This window comes from Sandarakinorhabdus sp., from assembly GCF_040398665.1.
Classification (GTDB): Bacteria; Pseudomonadota; Alphaproteobacteria; order Sphingomonadales; family Sphingomonadaceae; genus Sandarakinorhabdus.
Map to the genome: position 1 here is coordinate 111,979 of NZ_JBBATQ010000006.1, position 15,512 is coordinate 127,490.

Annotated in this window: 15 protein-coding genes; 4 read left to right on the forward strand and 11 right to left on the reverse strand. The window is 67.8% G+C overall.

Going from position 1 to position 15,512, the window contains the following annotated elements; translation table 11 throughout:
- Positions 1-70 precede the first annotated feature (70 nt).
- From ABWP22_RS09780 to ABWP22_RS09790, 3 genes are read right to left on the reverse strand one after another with little or no spacing between them, the layout of a single operon-like run.
- Entirely contained in the window at positions 71-766 is a 696-nt protein-coding gene (locus ABWP22_RS09780) for a copper resistance protein B (RefSeq protein WP_353199784.1), read from the reverse strand.
- A complete protein-coding gene (locus ABWP22_RS09785) occupies positions 766-2,625 on the reverse strand; it encodes a multicopper oxidase domain-containing protein (protein ID WP_353199785.1) in 1,860 nt (619 codons plus the stop codon). Before ABWP22_RS09785 ends, ABWP22_RS09780 begins: the two co-directional genes overlap by 1 nt.
- Positions 2,626-2,633: 8 nt before the next feature.
- A complete protein-coding gene (locus tag ABWP22_RS09790; RefSeq protein ID WP_353199786.1) occupies positions 2,634-3,380 on the reverse strand; it encodes a MauE/DoxX family redox-associated membrane protein in 747 nt (248 codons plus the stop codon).
- 68 nt (positions 3,381-3,448) lie between these two features.
- Between ABWP22_RS09790 and ABWP22_RS09795 the strand changes: the two genes are divergently transcribed.
- Complete coding sequence (locus ABWP22_RS09795; protein ID WP_353199787.1) at positions 3,449-3,859, forward strand: MerR family DNA-binding protein; 411 nt, start codon at positions 3,449-3,451, stop codon at positions 3,857-3,859.
- Between the two features lie 79 nt (positions 3,860-3,938).
- On the opposite strand, the gene ABWP22_RS09800 is transcribed toward ABWP22_RS09795, so the two are convergent.
- The 3 genes from ABWP22_RS09800 to ABWP22_RS09810 form a co-directional block, all read right to left on the reverse strand.
- Positions 3,939-5,096 carry an alanine racemase gene (locus ABWP22_RS09800; RefSeq protein WP_353199788.1) on the reverse strand — a complete coding sequence of 386 codons (1,158 nt, stop codon included), beginning with the start codon at positions 5,094-5,096 and terminating at the stop codon, positions 3,939-3,941.
- A complete protein-coding gene (locus ABWP22_RS09805) occupies positions 5,093-5,467 on the reverse strand; it encodes a RidA family protein (protein WP_353199789.1) in 375 nt (124 codons plus the stop codon). The genes ABWP22_RS09800 and ABWP22_RS09805 overlap by 4 nt, the downstream gene beginning before the upstream one ends.
- A gap of 112 nt (positions 5,468-5,579) precedes the next feature.
- On the reverse strand, positions 5,580-8,348 hold the full coding sequence (locus ABWP22_RS09810) for a phosphoenolpyruvate carboxylase (RefSeq protein WP_353199790.1): 2,769 nt from the start codon (positions 8,346-8,348) through the stop codon (positions 5,580-5,582).
- A 116-nt stretch (positions 8,349-8,464) separates the two neighbouring features.
- Between ABWP22_RS09810 and ABWP22_RS09815 the strand changes: the two genes are divergently transcribed.
- Together ABWP22_RS09815 and ABWP22_RS09820 are read left to right on the forward strand one after the other, a co-directional pair.
- A complete protein-coding gene (locus ABWP22_RS09815) occupies positions 8,465-9,658 on the forward strand; it encodes a hypothetical protein (protein WP_353199791.1) in 1,194 nt (397 codons plus the stop codon).
- Positions 9,655-10,236, forward strand: coding sequence for a twin-arginine translocation pathway signal protein (locus ABWP22_RS09820; protein ID WP_353199792.1), 582 nt, complete (start codon positions 9,655-9,657; stop codon positions 10,234-10,236). The genes ABWP22_RS09815 and ABWP22_RS09820 overlap by 4 nt, the downstream gene beginning before the upstream one ends.
- 12 nt (positions 10,237-10,248) lie before the next feature.
- On the opposite strand, the gene ABWP22_RS09825 is transcribed toward ABWP22_RS09820, so the two are convergent.
- The 4 genes from ABWP22_RS09825 to ABWP22_RS09840 are packed head-to-tail and all read right to left on the reverse strand — an operon-like array spanning position 10,249 to position 13,930.
- Entirely contained in the window at positions 10,249-11,013 is a 765-nt protein-coding gene (locus tag ABWP22_RS09825; protein WP_353199793.1) for a precorrin-2 dehydrogenase/sirohydrochlorin ferrochelatase family protein, read from the reverse strand.
- 21 nt (positions 11,014-11,034) lie between these two features.
- On the reverse strand, positions 11,035-12,117 hold the full coding sequence (locus tag ABWP22_RS09830; RefSeq protein WP_353199794.1) for an NAD(P)/FAD-dependent oxidoreductase: 1,083 nt from the start codon (positions 12,115-12,117) through the stop codon (positions 11,035-11,037).
- Entirely contained in the window at positions 12,102-12,836 is a 735-nt protein-coding gene (locus tag ABWP22_RS09835; RefSeq protein ID WP_353199795.1) for a methyltransferase domain-containing protein, read from the reverse strand. The genes ABWP22_RS09830 and ABWP22_RS09835 overlap by 16 nt, the downstream gene beginning before the upstream one ends.
- On the reverse strand, positions 12,833-13,930 hold the full coding sequence (locus tag ABWP22_RS09840; protein WP_353199796.1) for a type III polyketide synthase: 1,098 nt from the start codon (positions 13,928-13,930) through the stop codon (positions 12,833-12,835). Before ABWP22_RS09840 ends, ABWP22_RS09835 begins: the two co-directional genes overlap by 4 nt.
- Before the next feature lie 88 nt (positions 13,931-14,018).
- Between ABWP22_RS09840 and ABWP22_RS09845 the strand changes: the two genes are divergently transcribed.
- Entirely contained in the window at positions 14,019-14,933 is a 915-nt protein-coding gene (locus tag ABWP22_RS09845) for a P1 family peptidase (RefSeq protein WP_353199797.1), read from the forward strand.
- Here ABWP22_RS09845 and ABWP22_RS09850 read toward each other — a convergent pair.
- Positions 14,927-15,478: a hypothetical protein gene (locus ABWP22_RS09850; protein WP_353199798.1), complete on the reverse strand. Its 552-nt coding sequence runs from the start codon at positions 15,476-15,478 to the stop codon at positions 14,927-14,929. The two genes, ABWP22_RS09845 and ABWP22_RS09850, sit on opposite strands and share 7 nt — an antisense overlap.
- Positions 15,479-15,512 lie beyond the last annotated feature (34 nt).

Here is a 15,512-nt window from a genome sequence, read left to right on the forward strand (position 1 = left end):
GGCACTTCTGCTCCCTCCCCCCTTGCGGGGAGGGAGTTGCCCCAATCAAACTGGGAACAATCGCTTTATTCTATAGCCAGAAGCGAACACCGGTCCGGATTGACCACCCGCCGGGGTTTTCCCCCGCGGCGCGCGCCAGGCGGCTCGATTCCCCCAGCCGCCGCTCGAACATCACAGCGACATAAGGCGCGACGCGGCGGGTGACTTCATAGCGGGTAAGGATCCCGGCTTCGATGATGGCCGGGCCGGGGGCAATCAGCCGCTCCGGGACTCGGGTGGCGTAGATATCGGTTTCGAACAGCGGCTGGATGACGAACCGGTTGGTCATGCGAATGTCGAACGATTGGCGCAGGCGCAGCAGCACATCGCCCTTCAGGCCGAAAAACACGTGCGCCTCGGTTTCGAAAAACAGCGGCGCCAGGCCCGTCACCCCCACCACCACATAGGTGCGCGCATCGGGCGCGATATCGTGGCGCAGGCCGACTTGCGCATCGAAGAAGGTGGCGACGTTGCGGCTGTAGAGCGCCTGGAGTTCGCTCTGCTCCAGCCGCGGGCCCTTGGTTTCGCCTTCGGTGCGCCACCAGAATTTGTGCATGTCGCTGCCGATCCAGCCCTGCGCCTCCCAATTGGCAACCAGCGTGCCGTTGAAGCTTGTGAGATCGGCTTCCTCGACCAACGTGTAGTTGTTGATGCCGCCATCATGGGCCTGCGTGTCTTGCGCGGCACCGGGAGCGGCCAGCAACGCTGCCAATAGAACGCCGCGCATCAATGCACGTGCGGCCGGGCGAGCGCGATCTTGCCATCCGGACTCGCGACATTGGCCACCACCAGCTTGCCCATCATGCCGCTGTTCATGTGATAGAGCAGGTGGCAGTGCAGCGGCCATTCGCCGGCTTCGTTCGCGGTCAGCACGATCGACTGGGTGCGGCCCGGCGCCACCACGATGACGTTCTTTTCCGGCGTCAGGCCCGGCGCCTGGCCGTTCTCCACCTCAAAAAACATGCCATGCAGGTGCATCGGGTGCGCCATCATGGTTTCGTTGATGAAGGTGATGCGCACGCGCTCCCCGAACGTCACGTCGATGGGTGGACCTTCGCCGAATTTCTTGCCGTTCAGCGTCCAGATGTAGCGCTCCATATTGCCCTGCAACCGCACGATGATCTCGCGGGTCGGCGGCGCGGCATCGGCGCGGGGCCCAAGCGCCACCAGATCGCGCATGGAGAGCACGCGGGCACCATAAGGCGCGCCGGTGGCCCAGCCGAAGACCCGCCCCGACCCATCGGTGTCGCCTTCACGGCCCAGCACCGGCATGCCCTTCATCGGCATGCCGGCCATCGGATCGCGGCCATAGCCATAATCGACGAGCGGAAAGGGCGTGCCGCCGACCAGGCGTGTCGCCTGTGCCACGGCAGTGCCGACGCGCGGGCCGGATGATCTGGGCGTGCAATGGCCCATTGCGGCGTGTTCAGCTGGACAGTCCGGGTCCGACGCCCCACCGGCCTCTCCCGCTCGCGGGAGGGGAGCAGAGCCGCAATGGCCCATCGCAGCATGCTCGGCGCTGCACGCTTCACCGGGCGCCGGCATGGCATGGCCCATTTCGCTGAGCAGCAGCACCTGTTTCGGGCGGGCGGGCGGCGCCTGCACGGTGAGCGCCGGATCGCTGGTCAGATTGACCAGCACGCTGGCGCGGCGATCGAGCGTTTCCACCCACAGCGCATGCGCGCCGACCGGCGGGGTGACGATCACATCCCAGGTTTCGGCCACGCCCATGCGCAGTTCATCCACCACCACCGGCTGAATGGGCCGGCCATCGGCGGCGACCACCGTCATGGCCACGCCCGGAATGCGCACGTCCATGAAGCTCATCGCGCTGCCGTTGATCAGCCGCAGCCGCACACGCTGGCCGGGGGTGAAGGCAAACACCGGCTTCGCCGCGCTCGGCTTGCCGTGGGCGAGCAAGGCATAGCCCGTCACGTCGGCAATATCGGTGGCATCCATGCGCATCTGCCCCCAGGCGCGGCGCTCTGCCATGGTCTTGTCCATGCCGAACTTTTGTCCATCCCGCACCAGTTCCGGCAGGGTGCGCTTGTTCCAGTTGTAATAGCCGCTGTCGCTTTTCAGGTTGCGCTGCACGCGGCCCGGATCTTCGCGCGTGTGGTCCGACAGCAGGATCACATGCTCCGCATCGGCCTTGATCGGGTCGTCTCCCGCCGGCGCGATGATCAGCGCGCCATATTGGCCGGCCTGTTCCTGGCCTTCGCTGTGCGCGTGATACCAATAGGTGCCGCTCTGGCGGACCTTGATGCGGTAGATATGGGTCTCGCCGGGCGCTATCCCGGTGAAGCCATTGAAGCCCGGTGCGCCATCCTGCGGCCCATCGACCAGCAAGCCGTGCCAGTGGATCGAGGTCGCGGATTTCAACCGGTTGGTGACCCGAACGATGGCCTCCTCGCCTTCCTTGAAGCGCAAGGTCGGGCCAGGCACGCTGCCATTGATGGCGATCACGCTGTCGCTGCGGCCGGGCACGATCGCCATCTGCCGGCGTTCGACCAGCAGGTCATAAGTGGCAGCGCTGGCCGACGCCGACACCATCAGGCACAGCACCATCAGGAGAAAGCGGTTCATCGTGGCGTTCATTGCATCATCAGCATGAACAGACCCATGGACAGCATCATCAGATTTTCCAGGAGCGACACAAAGCCCAGCGGCACATTGCTGCCGGCGCCGACGCAGGCGCAGGTCAGCGCACGCTTGTCGATATAGACCGCCTTGATCACCGAGGCCGCGCCGATGCCGCCGATGAACAGCGCCAGTCCGGACGCCAGCCAGACCAGTTGCCCAGACAGCATCAGCACGCCAGAAGTGGCTTCGGCCCAGGCATAGACATAGGCATAAGGCAGCCAGGCGCGCGCCAACAGATCATAGCCGATGAACCCGGTGACAAAGCCTTCGATATCCTTCAGTTTCAGGAAGGCCAGCAAACACATGGCCATGCCGACGAACCAGATGCCGGCTTCAATGGTGAACGGCGTGCCCCGCACCGCCATGCTGATCGCCAGCGACATCGCGGCCGCCATGGCGAACAGGGTGATCACCGGCCGATAGGTGAGCGCCTTGGGATCATGCACCGACAGGCCCAGCCAGCGCCGCAGATCATCATGGCCGCCCACACGCTGCCCGGCGATCCAGATCTGCGGGGTGGTCTTCACGCCCTGTTCGGCCTTGAACGCGTCGACCGCTTCGCGGCTGGTCAGCAGCACGTCGTCGACGTCATAGCCCTTGGATTGCAGCAGATGGCGCGCACGCAGGCCCCATGGGCAGACATGATCGGGCAGGGCCATGCGCACCAGGCGGGCCGTGCGGGGCAGTTGAGCATCCATCAGCGCCATCCTTTGCGTTCGGCGAGTCGCTGCCCTATAGCTTCCGTACCATGATACGGAGTCAAGCCATGGCAGCCCTTACCCCCACTTTGACGATCGCGCGTCTTGCCGCAGCCGGCGGAGTCGGCGTCGAAACAGTCCGCTTTTACCAACGCAAGGGGCTGATGCCGGTGCCCGCCAGCGCCGGCGCCGTGCGCCATTATGATGAAACCGCCGTGCAGCGCCTGGGTTTCATTCGCTCGGCGCAGCGCGCCGGTTTCAGCCTGAAGGAAATTGCCGAACTTCTGGCCCTGGATGCCAGCAATGATCGCGCCCGCGTCCAGGCGCTCACCCGCGCCCGCCTTGCGGCGCTCGATGCCGAAATGGCCGCGCTCGCCGCCGCCCGCGCGGCCCTGTCGGTCTTGCTGGATGAATGCACCAGCGGCCAGGACGGCCCCTGCCCGATCATCGCGACCTTCGCGGGCGCAGCCTGCCATTGAACATGGTCGCAAGGCGATCCTGTCAGCCGCGCGCCGGATCAAGCCACCCGGCTGGCCGATTGCAGCGCCAAGATTCGCCTCACCAGCCGCCGATTCGCGGCCATTGGCCGATCACCTCATTCTGTTCCAACACCATATAATGCGCATGCTGGGCCGCCGTGGCGCAGGCGTGGTTGGGCAGGATCCGCAGCTGCGATCCGATCGGAAACCGGTCAAGCGCCAGCCGAGCGCCCGGCGCGCGCGCACCGATGATGCCATGTTCCTGGTTGCATTCCTGCACGATCACATCGCCCAGCGGGCTGCCCATCACATCGCACACCAGGCCATAGCCCTGATCCACCGCCTGCGATGCCGTGCCGCGATCGCGGGACAGCGCCATCCAGCCGGCATCGGTGATCAGCACGCCCTTTTCCGCCTGATGGCCGATCACGGTGGCGAGCACGCTGAGCGCGATCTGGCCGGGTTCGGCCACCCCAAGCCCGGCCATCACCAGATCGAAGAAGGTGTAAACCCCCGCACGCACTTCGGTGACGCCGGCCAGATCAGCCTGCGCCAGCGCGGTTGGCGTTGACCCGATGGACACGGTTTCACAAGCGATGCCCGCCGCCCTGATACGGCTTGCCGCCCGCACGCAGCCAGAGGCTTCCTGCTGGGCAGCCGCCAGCCGCGCGGCGGCGGTGCTGCTGCCATAGGAGCCGCCAGCGTGGGTCATCACGCCGGCCAGATGCAGGGCCGGATCGCTGGCAATCAGGGTCGCCAGCGTGATCAGCGCGGCGGAATCCGGCCGGATGCCGGCCCGATGCCCGTCCACATCAATCTCGATCATCACCGGCAGCACCACCGCTTCGGCCTGCGCGGCGGCGGCGATGGCCCGCGCCTGATCTGCATCATCCACCACCAGCGTCAGCCGCGCGCCGGCCTTCAACAGCCGCGCCGCCCGGGCGATCTTGGCGGGCACAATGCCAACCGCGTAGAGAATATCGTCAGCGCCATGGGCAAAGAAATGCTCGGCTTCGGCCAGGGTGGAAACCGTGATCCCGCCTGTGCCGCCGGCGGCGCACACATCATGCCAGACATCCACCGATTTGTGGGTTTTCACATGCGGGCGCAAACGGGCACCGCTGCGGCCGATCGCCTGCGCCATCAAGGCGATGTTGCGACGCATCTGATCGCGATCGAGCACCAGGGCTGGCGTCTGTATGTCGGCAAGCGTGAAGGGGCGATCAGTGTGGCTCATGCCGCAGCAATCCCGTCAATTTCCACCAGAAAACCATGGTGGAGTTCCGGCACCGGAATCACCGCCCGGGCCGGGCGATGCTTGCCCAGTCGCTGGGCATAGATGGCATCGAATTCCGGCCAATGTTCGATCCCGACCACATAGACATTCACTTTCAGCAGACGTTCCGGCGCGGATCCGGCCGCCTTCAGCACCGCCAGCAGATTGTCGATGGCGCAGCCGGCCTGGGCTGCAAAACTGGCCTGGTTCAGCCGGCCATCGATGGGATGGATTGGCAACTGGCCTGAAATGAAGACCAGGCCGCCGGCCGATGTCGCATGGGAATAATGGCCGCCGGGCGGGGCATTTTCCGGCACCTCGATGTTCATCATGCTGATGTGCTCATTTCTTCGGGGTCAATTGCGATCATCGCAGAGCCAACGGGCCATGCACAAGGGCTGCGGCCTCGGAAAATCGGCCGGCCATGTGTGACGGTGCCGGTCCCTACCCGAACGCACCAAAATGATTGGCAATCGCGATGCCGATCAGCGGCAGCAGCCTGGCCGCTTCCGCGATCGGCCCGATGAAGCGGCGCTGGATCCCGGCATAGGCCTGGGGGTCGCCATCCGGCCAGTCGCTGGGCTCATTCATGCGATAATCATCCAGATCGGGCGCCGTCACCGGAAAGGCCCGGCGCAATTGCGCCAGCGCTTCATCGGTGCGCAGCGACAGGATCATGTCCAGCACATCGTCGCGGCTGATATCGTTGCTGCGCGAGAAGGCCGGCATGTCGACAGCGCGCAGGAACAGATGCTGCATCAGCGCCAGACGCAGCGCGTGCAACACCCCCAGCGTGCGGCGGGTGGCTTCGCCTGCTGGATCGGCGGAGGGAGCGGGCAGATGGTCGAGCAACTGGCGCAGCTTGATATTGTCCACCCGCAATTGCGAGGCGAGCCGGCGGAACTGGCCGGAGCGGTCATCTTCGATCAGCCGTTCGGCCAGCGCCAGGCAGGGCCGCGCCAGATGATCTTCGGTGCCGCGATAGGGCCGCGTCGCCCAATAGGCGCTGTTGAACAGCTCGCCATAAGCCGCCAGCGTCTTGATGCTGGCCAGCGCATTGGCTGCCCCGACCAGGCCCAATATCTGCCGGCCGCGCGCCGATCCGGCCAGCAGCGCCGCCAGCGCCTCGCGCGCTTCGCCGGCGGCGGTGCCAACGCCGGCCAGCACATTGGCCGGATAACCGAGTTGTTGCAGCACGGCATTGTGCGGGATGGCGCGGATCTGGCGCAAGTTCGCTTCACGGTCGCTGCCGATGTCGGATTGGCGCTTTAGCCGGCGTGATCCGGTGACCGGCAGCAAGCCCAGACCAAAGGCGGTGATGGCGCGGGCATAGGGCCGGGTTTCGAACAGCCGGCGCTGGTGGCGGCGGATCATGCGGTAATAATCGAGGGACAGATCGGTGCGGGTGTAGAAGGCGTCGCCCGCGCCATCGTCGGCCAGCCCCGGCCACAGCGCAGCGATGCGCGCCAGTGTCGCCAGCGCCAACGCATCATGGCCGAAGAACAGGAAGCCATCGCCGCCCTGAAAACTGGCTTCGGCCTCGATGCGGATGTGGCGATCCGCGAACTGCCCGCGCGCCCAGCGGCTGAGTGGCCAGGCCAGGCGATCGCCGAAATCCACCGGATGCGCGCCGCGGCCCATCGATTCGCCGTGGGTGTTGAAGATCAGCGCCGCGACATCGCCAAGCTGGTTGGCGGCCATGGCGCGCGCCAGCCGGCCCTGCAACCGTTCGATGGCCAGCGCCGCCGGGATCTGGCCGACGAAGCGCCCGGCATCGGAAAATCCGGTCTGGATCGCCACGCGGCCGCGGCGGCGAGCATGGGCAACATAGGCCGGCTCCGCCAGCAGCGCATCGAGGAAGCGCCCACCATGTTCCAGCGCGGTTTCGGTTTCGAACAGCGGCGACACATCGACATGGCTGTCGATCCCGAACAGCTTCGCGAAATACAGCGCCGACAGCACGGTTTGCGGCTGTTCGCATTCGGCAATCAGCAGGCGGATCGGCGTGTCGGCATCGATGTGACGCAGAATCGCCGCCATGGCGAGGAACTGCCGCACGGCCGTGGTGCTCTCCACCGCCAATGCGGCGAAATTGCTGCGCAGCGGCTGCACTTCGTTCAGCAACATGCGCAGGCGCAGCAGCGCCTGGCCGCTGGCCATGTCGAGATTGCCATCCGGATCGATGCGGCGGCGGATGGCATTGTGCAGTTGCGCGGCGTTCACGCGGAAATGGATGGCGCCCATGCCCAGGCCATCGGCGGCCATGGCCGCCGCCAGCACAAGGCGCGGCGCGGCCAGATCGACGGGCAGCACGGCGGCGGCGGCACGCAGATCAGCGATGACGCCGGACAGGCTGGTCAGGCTGTCGGCATCCGGCGCGGTAATCTGGTTGGCGATGGCCGACAGGGCCGCCGGCGTGTCGGTATCGCCGGCCAGCAGCGCCGCCATGGTCGCGGCATGGCGGCAGGCGCGGCGCAACCGGCCGGCCAGGCCCGCCTCGCCTGCGGCGCTGGCCGTATCGGCATGGAGCGCCAGCCGCCGGGCCTTTTCATTGAAGCGAAAGCGCAAGCTGGTTGCCCAGCCGATATCGGTGCGGCCATCCATGTCATAACCGACCCAGGTTGCCAGCCGGAACAGGCACGGGGTCAGCGCCTGCCAGTCGTCGGGATAATGCGTGGCAGCGACATCGAGCACGACGGCATGGAGCCGTTCGCGCGCCGCCTGGGCACGGGCAAGCGCGGCCATGGCTTCTTCATGTTCATCGGCCAGGCTGGGCGATGGCCGATCAGGCCGCGGTGCGATGACGACCGGCGCGCCAGAGACCGCAGCTTCGGCGACGGCGGCATATTCGTTCGGAGTGAGCAGAAAGGTCGGGTGGGCGGTGAACACCACATGCAGCAGCGGCTGCGACCAGCGCATCGCGAAGCCTGCGAAATCACTGCCCTGCGCCGATGCCACCACCGCGGCGCGAAAGGCGGCAATATTCTCGTCCTCTTCCAATGGCCCGATCAGCCGCGCCAGCCGATCAGCGCGCGCCTGCAAGCCATCGCGGCCCAGCTCGGCAATCGCTTCGCTCAGGCCCGCCAGCGTGATCTCGCCCTTTTCCAACTGCCGAGAGATTTCCAGCCCGAGCTGGAACACCGGGTTGAACAACGGGGTTTCCGCCGTGCGGGCATGAAGTTCATTCATGCGCTGGCGACAGGCTTCGATCATGATTTTATCCCCTTCTGCCGCCAATCTCGCTTGGGCCGCGCGGCAGGGCAAGCCGCTTGTGCAGCGGTGGCGCGCCCCCCCCTTGCGATCGCCGCCAAAGCGCGGGATGAATGGGTGTGACCCTGATATCCCGCGCCACCTGGCACGATGTTGCCGCGCTGACGCTGCTGCCGATGCGCCGGCCGCTGATCCTGGCGGCGTTGGCCTTTGGCGGCGTGCTGCTGTGGTGGGTGGCGGCGGCGGACGAGCCAGCCCCGCTGGCCCTGCATGCCGGCGCGATTTATGCGGCGGTCGCGCTGCTTGCGGCGATGGCCGGCCATGAAGGCCAATACACGCCGCAGGCGGCCGGCCTGCGGCAATTCTGGGCGGCGTTGCTGCGCACGGCGCTGCTTTTGGTGCTGGTGCATGGGGTGGCGCGGGCCTTGGGGATGCCGGCCTTGCCCCACCCGGTTTCGACGACACTGGCCCTGGCGGCCACGGCGCTGTTCTTCGCCGGGCTTGCGGCCGTCTGGCCCTTGCTGCCCGGCAGCCCCAGCAATGAAAGCTGGGTGCGCATCGGGCTGGCGCTGCTAATCGTGTTGGGCGTCGATTTCGGCAACCTGGAGCTCGGCAAGCCGATCCTGCTGGCCCTGTCTCCCGGCCATTGGGCGCAGGCGGCCATCCAGACGGCGGTGACCGGCACCGGCACGCGCGCTGCCGCAGCCACGTTGCTGGCGCTGGCCGGGGTGGGCGGCCTGGCGTTGCTGGCGGCCTGCTTGCCGACGCGGCGCTGGCCGCCGTGGCTGCTGGGTGCCGGTTGGCTGGGGCTGGCCGGGCTGGTGTGGCAGCAGCCGGCCCCGCCATTGCCGCGTGCCGACATGGGCGCGAACTACACCGTGCAGGCCCTGCAGCAGCTTTCGGCGCGCGACCCCAGCATTGCCCCGATCGCCACCAGCACACCCGATGCGGCACTGGCCAGCGCGCTCACCCGCGTGCAGCGCCAGATCAAGACCTGGCCGCCGGCGGCCGACCCTGATCCGCAGCAACGCGCCCGCAACCTGTTGCTGATCGCGGCGGTGCCCGACCTTTACGATACCGAACCGCTGCAATCGCATCTGCCGATCTTGGTGCAGTCAGAGTTGCGCGCGCGCATCCCGGCAGCGCAACTGCCCGGCCTATTGGCGGCGAGCGCCGCGCACCCCGAACAGGGCAGCATGGCGGCGCGCGAAACGCTGCCGAAACTGGGCCTGCCCGCCAACACCGGAGACGAAGCCGCCGTACGCAAGCGGGTGGCGCTTTATGCTGCAAAACTGGGGGACGCATCACCATGACAGCCCAAACCACGGCCATCGCCCTGTTGCTGGCGCTCGGCAACATGCCGGCCTTCGCCCAGCAAGCAGCGCCCTTCGTGCCCAGCGGGTTCACGGCACCGGTGCTGGTGAAGGGCGCCGGCTTTGAACTGGTGCCGCTCGGCCCGGCGTTGGTGAAGATCGATTATGATGCCTACATGTCGTCCATCGCGCATCTGCAAACGACGTTCACCCGCAGCAAGGATTGGCCGCATGCCGGCCTGACCGCTGCCGATGCGATGAAGGATATGGAGGGCGAGGCCGGGCGGTTCCAGCAGCGCCAGTCCTTTGCCTATGCGGTGCTCACCCCGGATGGCCGGCGCGAGCGCGGCAGCGTGTATGTGTCGCCCAGCCGCGTGGCCGGTTATGATGCGGTGGTCAGACTGTGGGTGACCAAGGCCGAATATGATGCGGGCTTTGACGCAGAGCTTTATGCGTGGGTGACGGGCTGGGTGCGCAAGGAGTGGCCGTTCGCCAAGGTCGCCTATCCGGGGCGCGCGATTCCGTGGGCCGAGTGGGATGCGCTGGTGGCGGCGAGCAAGGCGGCGGGGCCAAACTAGGCCGCTTGGCGTTCAGCCCTGCAACAGCACCGTCAGCCCCGGCGGCAGCGGATCGGGCACGGCGTCCAGCCGCTGCGCATCGCGGCGAGCACGGTCGATGATGGCAGGGGCAACGTCGCCCGCCACCACCAGCACATCGCAGCGGGCAAGCAGATTGAGTTGATTGAGCGTCAACTCGCCGGGATCGGCGCTGGTCACGTGGATGGTGGCAAGCTGCGGCGTCGCGCCCGAATCGCCAGCGATCACCTGCGCCACGGCGGTGGCGGGATCGGACAGCGCGGCGAAGGGATCGAGCGGCGCGAACTCGGCCAGGGCGCGTTCCCACAGGCGGCGGCGGTCCGATGGCGTCTTGTGGCGGGCGTTCACCACCTCGCGGGACGCACGGATCGCGGCCGCAAGCGGCCCGAGGCTGGCGGGCAGCAGCGCCTCCAGCCGGGTGCGCAAGGCGCGCGACAGGCTGGCCGACGCACCGCCAGTGGAGACCGCCACCAGCACCGGCGAGCGATCGATGATGGCGCCCATCAGAAAATCCGACAGCGCCGGCTTGTCCACCACATTCACCAGCAGGCCGCGTGCGCGCAAGCGGGTGGCGGCGGCACTTGCGTCGTCATCGTCATCCAGCGCGACGAAGGCCAGAGCCGCCTCAGGCGCGTCCTCGCCCACGATCACCCCGCCAGCCGCCAGGATCAGCCGGGCCTTGGCGTCGGCCGGCTCGCCGTCGCCGATCAATATGACCGGACGACCGCTGAGCGTGAGGAAGATCGGCAATTGCTGCATGGCCGTGCTGTGGCTGGCAGATCAAGCCGGCGCAAGAGCATGTGGATCGGCCACCCGCGTCGCCCGCGCCAGCAATGCCAGCGCACCAGGCACCGCGCCCAGACCGGCCATCGCCGCCCAGCGCCCGGCCGGGTGGCGCGCCAGCGCCAGCGCCGCCATGGCCAGCCGCACCGGCCGGCGCGTGCGCGCAAACAGCGCCGGCTGAAAATCATCGGCGCTCGCGCCGGCAGCGGCCATCTCGGCCGCCAGCCGGCCGGAGGTGAGCGCGATGCCCATGCCGTCGCCGCAGAAACTGGGGATCACCGCCGCCTGATCGCCCAGCCGCCACTGCCCATCGGTCGCGGCGCGCGCCAGATGGCCATAGGGCACGCGGCTGATCGCCAGCGGGCGCGGCAGCAATTGTTCGGCATCGGCCAGCGCCGCCAGTCCGGGTTCCCGCGCCAGCCGCGCCCACAGCGCCGACCAATCGCCCAGTTCGCGATACTGCGCGCCATCAACGAGCAGGCACAGATTGAGCCGGCCGCCCTCCACCGGCTGCAACCCGGCATAGCCGCCATCAAAAAACGTCACCGCCACGGTGCCCGACAGCGCGCGACTGAGGCTGGCGCTGCGCAGATACATCTTGAACCCGATCTGATCCGGCCCGGGCGGGCGGGCATGGCCGCGAATGTCGTGCTTGCCGCTGGCCAGCATCACGGTGGGCGCGCTGATGTCGCCGGCGCTGGTGTGGGCGATGCTGCCCGAAAGGCCGCGCACGCTCACGCCGCGCTGCACCGCGACCCCTGCCCGCGCGGCACGCGCCAGCAACGCCTCATCCAGCACGCGGCGCGTCAGGCTGAGCGCCGGGAACGGTAATTGCGCCGCCACATGGCGCCGACCGGCGTTGATCCGCACGCGGGTGATCGGCACCGCGCCATGCGCCACCGGATCGACACCCAGCGCGACCAGCGCCGCCACCGCCTCGCCGCTCAGAAATTCGCCGCAGATCTTGTCGTGCGGGGCACTTTCCCGCTCCAGCAGCAGCGACGCGTGCCCGGCGCAGGCCAGATCGATGGCCGCGGCAGTGCCGGCCAGCCCGCCGCCGATGATCAGGGCGTTTCGCATGAGGCCACCGTATGGCGGAACGGCACATGCCAGCGCACCCGCGCGCGCACCCCGGCCTGATCCAGCAGCCGCGCCCAATCGGCACGCGTGAAGGCGCGGCGCACCGACAGCGCGCCATCATGGGCAACGATGGGATGCCAGCGCAGCAGCAGCGCCAGTGCGCGGAAGCCGGCCCAGGCGATCGGATGGCGATGCAGATCATTGATCAGCCAGCCGCGCAGCGCCGCGCCCTGCATCCATCTGATGAACCCGACCAGTTCGGCATCGTCCATGTGATGCGCGACAAGGCTGGAAATGATGAAATCCGGCCGAAACCCCAGCATCTCGGCGCGGCCAGTGCGATAATCGATGCCAAGCGCCGGATCGGTGGCCGCGCGCGCCACCGGCGCCGAGCGCGGGTTGAGATCGATGCCGATCAACCGCACCTGCTTGCCGGAATCGCGCGCCCAGGCCGCGATGGCGCGCAGCATGTCACCATGGCCGAAGCCGACATCGAGCACGGAAAAGCTTTGCACCCCCCGCGTCTGCCGTTTCAGCCAGGCCAGCGTGGGCGGCCGCGCCAGGGTGATCGTGTTCACCTGTGCCAGATCGGCAATCACCGCCGCATAGATGGCCGGATCGAGATGATCGTCGTCCATCACCTCCGGCAGATCGGCACGGCGGCTGAAATCCAGCGGCGCACGCGGCCACGCCGCCGGCACCACGAACGACTTGTTCATCCGACCGCCGTGAAGCGGAAGCTTTCCGCCGCCAGGCCCGGCCCGAACGCCACCGCAAAGCCCGGCGTGCCGCGCGGCACCGCCGTGCCGATGCCGGCCATGATGCGTTGCAGCACGAACATCACCGTCGCGCTGCTCATGTTGCCGCATTCGCGCAGCACGTCGCGCGACCAGTTGAGGGCGCCCTGCCCCAGGCCGAGCCCGCTTTCCACCGCATCCAAGATGGCGCGGCCGCCGCCATGCACGGCCCAGACGCCATAATCATCCGGGCTGTGGCCGCGCAGCAGATCGGCCCCGGCCGGGCCGGCCAGCGCGCGCTGCAACAGCGGCGGCACCTGGCCGGACAGATGCATGTCATAGCCCTGATCGCCGATCCGCCAGGTGATGGCATCGGCCGAATCGGCAACGGTAGTGGCACGGAAATCGACCAGCGCGAGGCCGTGTGGATCGGCACTGACCAGCGCCGCCGAACAGCCATCGCCGAACAACAACATGGCAAGCAGGCTTTCCAGTTCGCCGGTTTCCTGAAAATGCAGCGTGCACAGTTCGATATTGACCACCAGCACCCGCGCGGCGGGATCCGATCGCACGAAATGATGCGCCAGCCGCAGGCTGTTCACCGCCGCATAACAGCCCATGAAGCCGACATGCGTGCGCTCCACACCGGGGTGCAGGCCCAGGCGCTGAACAAGGATCTGATCGAGGCCGGGTGCGACCATGCCGGTGCAGCTGGTCACCACCAGATGGGTGATGCCGTGCAACTCGGCGGCTGTCAGCCCCAACCCGGCAATGGCCTGTACAGCAAGATCGGGCGCGGTGGCCTCGAATCGCGCCATGCGCTTGGCGGTGCCGGGGAAGCTGCCGGGACGATAAAAGCCTTCAGCGTCGGCGGTGAAGCCATCGGGGTCCTTCACCGGCGTGAAAAAGCTCCAGCGGTGATCGATGGCCGAACGGCCGACCAGCCGCCGGAAGATCAACTGGTCGCGGCGTTCCTTGATCATCGTGCCGACGAAATCGACGAAGGCATCGTGCACGTCGTGGGGCGGCAGCGCAGTGCCGATGCGGTTTACATGCGCGATTGCGGGGGCGGCCATCACGATCCTTGAACTGAGTGTCACTTCATAACTGCGCCCCTCAGGCTTTGGTTGCAAGTACCGCCGCTGCGGCCGATGGTTGCGGACCATGACTGCCCTCCTCCCGCCCGCTTCCGGAATCAGCGCCGTGCCCGGCATCCACATCGGCCATGCCCACTGCGCGGCGGCCCGTACCGGGGTCACCCTGATCGTGCCGGCCCAGCCCGCGGTGATGGCGGTGGAGGTGCGCGGCGGCGGGCCGGGCACGCGTGAGACCGATGCGCTCAATCCGATCAATCTGGTGGCGCGCGTGCATGGCCTGGCGCTGGCTGGCGGATCGGTGTTCGGGCTGGCGGCCGGCGATGAGCTGGCGCTGCTGCTCAGCCACGCTGGCCGCGGCCTGCCGATGGGGGCCGGGGTGCCACCGGTGCCAGTGGTGCCCGCCGCGATCCTGTTCGATCTGGCCAATGGTGGGGACAAGAACTGGGGCCTCGATCCGCCCTATCGGCGGTTGACGCGCGAGGCCTTTGCCCATCTCGGCCAGCCGGGCAGCGATGGCCATGGCGCGATCGGCGCCGGCCATGGCGCACGATCGGGCAGCCGCGACGGCGGCATCGGCAGCCTGGCCCGCGACATCGGTGACGGCGTGATCGTCGGGGCACTGATTGCCGCGAACAGCTTTGGCGAAGTCTATGCCGGCGCGCCGCCGGATGATGGCCCGGTGGATATGCCCAAATTGACCGGCAACCGCGATTTCGGTCGCCAGAACACGGTGATCGGCGCGGTCGCCACCAACGCGCCGTTGACGCGCGCGCAGGCATTGCGGGTGGCGATGGTGGCGCAATCCGGACTGGCCCGCGTCGTGCGGCCGGTGCACACCCAGTTTGATGGCGATTGCCTGTTCGCCATCTCGACAGCGCCGACGAATATAGCGCCGGTCGATGATGTGCAGTTGGCGATCATTGCCACCGTCGCGGCCGATCTGGTGGCGCTGGCCACACGGCAGGCAGTGGGACTTTATTGATCCTGCAATATCGCAATGCGGCCGGCCAGTTCGGCCAGTCGATCACTATAGCTGGCGCGATCCGCGGCGGTGCTGGTGCCGAGATCCAGGGCCTGCAGCCGGAACGCGGCACCCACCAGCGGCGCCAGCGCGGCGGCCAGTGACGATTGCGCCGCTTCGGCGCGGCCGCTCGCGGCGCTGTCATCGGCGCTGCCATTGGCGGCGCGCTGGGCGGTGGCCAGTGCTGCCCGCGCCGGGCCAGCAGCAGCCGCCACGGCATCGATCACGCCATCGATGGCCGCCAGCTCGGCCTGTGCTTCCGCAAGAGTCGGCACCGGCACCGGAGGCGGCACATCCGGCGCAGCCGCGGGCGCCGCTGCAACAGGCGGCGCGCAATCGGCAGCCGCCGCGCAGCGCCCGCCGCCAACAACATTGCGCGGCACCATGGTGGTCACCTCACCAGCGCGCGGCGCGAGGCCAGGCCAATCGGCGCGGCGACCGCCACAGCCGGCCAGCGTGAAGGCGAGCAGCGGCACGACAAAAATCGGGTGAAACGGGCGCGCCATGAACCCCCGCCTAGAACGGCAAGGAAGAGGTTGC